Raw genomic sequence first — 3,992 nt, 5'->3', positions numbered from 1 at the left:
CAAGAACACGCCCGGCGCCCTCGGCTACGTCGAGCTCGCCTACGCCGTCCAGAACAAGCTGCCGGCGGGCGCCACCCGGAACGAGGCGGGCAAGTTCGTGGAGCCCATGATCGACAGCACGACGGCGGCCGCGGCGGCCGCCGGCAAGGACATGCCGGCCGACTTCCGGGTCTCGCTCACCAATCCGCCCGGCGCCGACGCCTACCCGGTCGCCAGCTTCACCTGGATCCTCGTCTACCGGGACCAGCCGGACGAGGCCAAGGGCCGGGCGCTGGCGAAGTTCCTCTGGTGGGCGGCCCACGAGGGGCAGAAGTACGCGAAGGATCTCCTCTACGCCCCGCTGCCGCCGCCGGTGGTGAAGCAGATCGAGGCGAAGCTCCGGGAGATCCGCTACCAGGGGAAGCCCGTCCTGGCCGCGGCGCAGTGACGGCCGTGAGCACGCCGGCGACGGTCCAGGTCGGAGGGGCACCGGCCGGGCTGCCGCTCCGCCCGCTCGCGGTTCGGCGCCGGTCGGCCTCGGCGGGGGGGGACCGGCTCTACCGGGGGCTGACCCGCGGCGCGGCGCTCGTCCTGCTCCTGCTCGTCGCCGCCATGGTCCTGGAGATGGCGCGCTCCGCGTGGCCGGCCATCCGCGCCTTCGGCTGGCACTTCCTGGTGACGTCGACGTGGGACCCGGTGGCCGAGCAGTTCGGCGCGCTCCCGTTCGTGTACGGGACACTCGTCTCGTCGGCGCTGGCGCTCCTGATCGCGGTGCCGCTGGGCCTCGGCGCCGCGATCTACCTGGCCGAGCTGGCGCCCCTCTGGATCCGGCCGCCGGTGTCGTTCCTGGTCGAGCTGGTGGCCGCGGTCCCCAGCGTGATCTACGGGCTGTGGGGGATCTTCGTCCTGGCGCCGGTCCTGAGGGTCTGGGTCGAGCCGGCGCTGGGGACGAGCCTCGGCTTCCTGCCCCTCTTTCAGGGCCCGCCCTACGGGGTGGGCATGCTCGCGGCCGGCATCATCCTGGCGATCATGGTGGTGCCCTACATCACCGCGGTGAGCCGCGAGGTCCTCCGCGCCGTCCCGGACAGTCAGCGGGAGGCCGCGCTCGGGATCGGCGCCACCCGCTGGGAGGTCGTCCGCATCGCCGTCGTCCCCTACGGCCGCTCGGGGCTGATCGGGGCGGTGCTCCTCGGCCTCGGCCGGGCTCTCGGCGAGACGATGGCGGTGACCATGGTCATCGGCAACCGGCCGGAGATCTCGCTTTCGCTCTTCGCCCCCGGCTACACCATGGCCAGTGTGATCGCCAACGAGTTCACCGAGGCGACCTCCGACCTCTACCTGGCGGCGCTCGTCGAGGTGGGCCTGCTCCTTTTCGTCATCACGGTGCTGGTCAACGCCCTGGCGCGTCTCCTCGTCTGGAGCGTGGCGCGCGGGCCGCAGGGCGGGCGGCTGTGAGAGCCGGAAGCACCTGGCGCCGCCAGGCGAGGAGCGCGCTCATGGGCGGGCTGGCGGGGCTGGCCGCCCTCGCCGTCATCACGCCGCTCATCCTCATCTTCGGCTTCCTCCTCTACCAGGGCGCGACCGCGCTCAACCTGGACTTCTTCACGCGCTTGCCGAAGCCCGTGGGCGAGACGGGCGGCGGCATGGCGAACGCGATCGTGGGCAGCCTGATCCTGCTGGGACTGGCCGCCGCCCTCGGCCTGCCCGTCGGCATCCTGGGCGGGATCTACCTGGCCGAGTCGGAGGACCGCCGGCTCCCGTGGTGCCTGCGCTTCCTGGCCGACGTCCTGAACGGCGTCCCCTCGATCGTGATCGGGATCTTCGCCTACACGGTCGTCGTCCTGCCGATGCGGCGCTTCTCGGCGCTCGCCGGCGGCTTCGCCTTGGCCGTCATCATGATCCCGATCGTGCTCCGGACCACCGAGGAGATGGTGCGGCTGGTCCCGGCCTCCCTCCGGGAGGCGGGGCTGGCGCTCGGGCTGCCGCAGTGGAAGGTGGCGCTCCGGATCATCCTTCCCACCGCCCGCGCGGGGATCGTCACCGGCGCCATGGTCGCCGTCGCGCGCATCGCGGGCGAGACAGCCCCGCTGCTCTTCACGGCGTTCGGCAACCGCTTCTGGCATAGCGGCCTCGACCAGCCGATCGCCACGCTGCCGCTGCAGATCTTCGCCTACGCCATCGCGCCGTACGACGACTGGCACCGCCAGGCCTGGGCGGGCGCCCTCGTCCTGATCGCGCTGGTCTTCGTGGTCAGCCTGGCGGCCCGCCTCGCGACGCGCGGCCGCTACGGCGTGGCGAGGTGAGCGGGATGGCCGAGGGCATCCTGGTCAAGCAGCTCAACGCGTGGTTCGGGGAGGCCCACGTCCTCCACGACATCGACCTCGCCGTCACCCCGGCCGGCGTGACCGCGATCATCGGGCCGTCGGGCTGCGGGAAGTCGACCTTCATCCGATGCCTGAACCGGATGCACGAGGTGGTCCCGGGGGCCCGGGTCAGCGGGACCGTCCTCCTGGAGGGCGAGGACGTCTATACTCAGGATCCGGTCGAGCTCCGTCGGCGGGTCGGCATGGTGTTTCAGCGGGCGAACCCGTTTCCGACCATGTCCGTCTTCGACAACGCGGTGGCCGGGCTCCGGCTGGGCGGGGTCCGGAGCCGGAGTTCGCTGCAGGAGGCGGCCGAGCGGGCGCTCCGCCAGGCGGCGCTCTGGGACGAGGTGAAGGACCAGCTCGGGAAATCGGGGGCGAGCCTCTCGGGCGGCCAGCAGCAGCGCCTCTGCATCGCCCGGGCCCTGGCCGTGGAGCCGTCGGTGCTCCTGATGGACGAGCCGTGCTCGGCGCTGGACCCGATCGCGACGGCCAAGATCGAGGAGCTGATCCACGAGCTGAAGGCGCCCCTCACCATCGTCATCGTCACGCACAACATGCAGCAGGCGGCCCGCGTCTCGAACTGGACCGGCTTCTTCCTGCTGGGCCAGCTGATCGAGTTCGGGGTGACCAAGGAGCTGTTCCGCATCCCCCGGGACCCCCGGACCGAGGCGTACATCACCGGCCGCTTCGGGTGAGGGAGGGACCACCGTGGAACGCCACTTCGAGACCGAGCTCGGGTCGCTGCGCGAGCGCCTGCTCGTCATGGGCGGGCTGGCCGAGACGATGATCCACGGGAGCGTGAAGGCGCTGGTGAGCCGGGAGGAGTCGCTCGTCCAGCAGGTCCTCGCCCACGAGGAGGAGATGGACCTCCTGTGCATCGAGATCGACGACCGGTGCTTCACCCTGCTGGCGCTCCAGCAGCCGATGGCGTCCGATCTCCGGTTCCTGGTGGCGGCGATCAAGATCAACAGCGACCTGGAGCGCATCGCCGACCAGGCGGTGAGCATCGCGCTACGGGCCCAGTCCCTCATCACCCAGCCGGAGGTCAAGCCGCTGATCGACATCCCGCGGATGGCCCAGCTGGCCCAGGAGATGGTCCGCAAGAGCCTGGACGCCTTCGTGCGGCGGGATGCCGAGCTGGCCCGCACGGTCATCGAGGGCGACGACGAGGTCGACAACCTCCGCGATCAGGTCTTCCGCGAGCTGCTCACCTACATGATCGGCGACGCGGCCACGATCCCCCGCGCCCTGGCGCTGATCCTGATCTCCCGGAACCTCGAGCGGATCGCCGACCACGCCACCAACATCGCCGAGGACGTGATCTACATCGTGCGGGGCGAGGACGTGCGCGAGCGGGGCGACAAGGAGCTGCGCAAGGGCTTGCGGGCCCCGACCCCCCGGCCCCGCTGACCAGACCGGGCGGCCCCGCGGGCCGGCCCGGGGCCCGTCGCATCTCTGCGTCGGCCATCTCGGCCGGGCCGCGCCTCGCCTGCGGCTCGGCGTCCGTCGCGGCCTCAGGGGCGCTCGGCGCGCCTCCTGGGGGTTGGCGCGCCTCGGACGGCGGGGCCCGAGCCCCGCGGCGTCCTGCGGCGCGCCCCTCGAACCTGCGTCCTACCGGGACTCGGGCCTCGGGCCGGTACCATCGCA

At 72.1% G+C, this 3,992-nt stretch carries 5 protein-coding genes; all 5 read left to right on the top strand.

Annotated features, from left to right (window positions below; all coding sequences use genetic code 11):
- A partial coding sequence (locus tag VGW35_19300) for a phosphate ABC transporter substrate-binding protein PstS (GenBank protein ID HEV8309815.1) occupies positions 1–427 on the top strand: 427 nt, incomplete at its 5' end.
- Positions 428–432: 5 nt separating this feature from the next.
- Positions 433–1,434, top strand: coding sequence for a phosphate ABC transporter permease subunit PstC (gene pstC, locus VGW35_19295; GenBank protein HEV8309814.1), 1,002 nt, complete (start codon positions 433–435; stop codon positions 1,432–1,434).
- A gap of 41 nt (positions 1,435–1,475) precedes the next feature.
- Complete coding sequence (pstA, locus tag VGW35_19290) at positions 1,476–2,282, top strand: phosphate ABC transporter permease PstA (protein ID HEV8309813.1); 807 nt, start codon at positions 1,476–1,478, stop codon at positions 2,280–2,282.
- Positions 2,283–2,287: 5 nt separating this feature from the next.
- Positions 2,288–3,040: a phosphate ABC transporter ATP-binding protein PstB gene (gene pstB / locus VGW35_19285; protein ID HEV8309812.1), complete on the top strand. Its 753-nt coding sequence runs from the start codon at positions 2,288–2,290 to the stop codon at positions 3,038–3,040.
- Positions 3,041–3,053: 13 nt separating this feature from the next.
- Positions 3,054–3,755 (top strand): phosphate signaling complex protein PhoU, encoded by a 702-nt coding sequence (gene phoU, locus VGW35_19280; protein HEV8309811.1) that lies wholly within the window; start codon positions 3,054–3,056, stop codon positions 3,753–3,755.
- The last annotated feature ends 237 nt before the right edge of the window (positions 3,756–3,992 follow it).

This window comes from Candidatus Methylomirabilota bacterium, assembly GCA_036005065.1.
GTDB lineage: Bacteria > Methylomirabilota > Methylomirabilia > Rokubacteriales > DASRDR01 > DASYQW01.
This window is presented reverse-complemented; position numbering and strand designations above follow the sequence as displayed.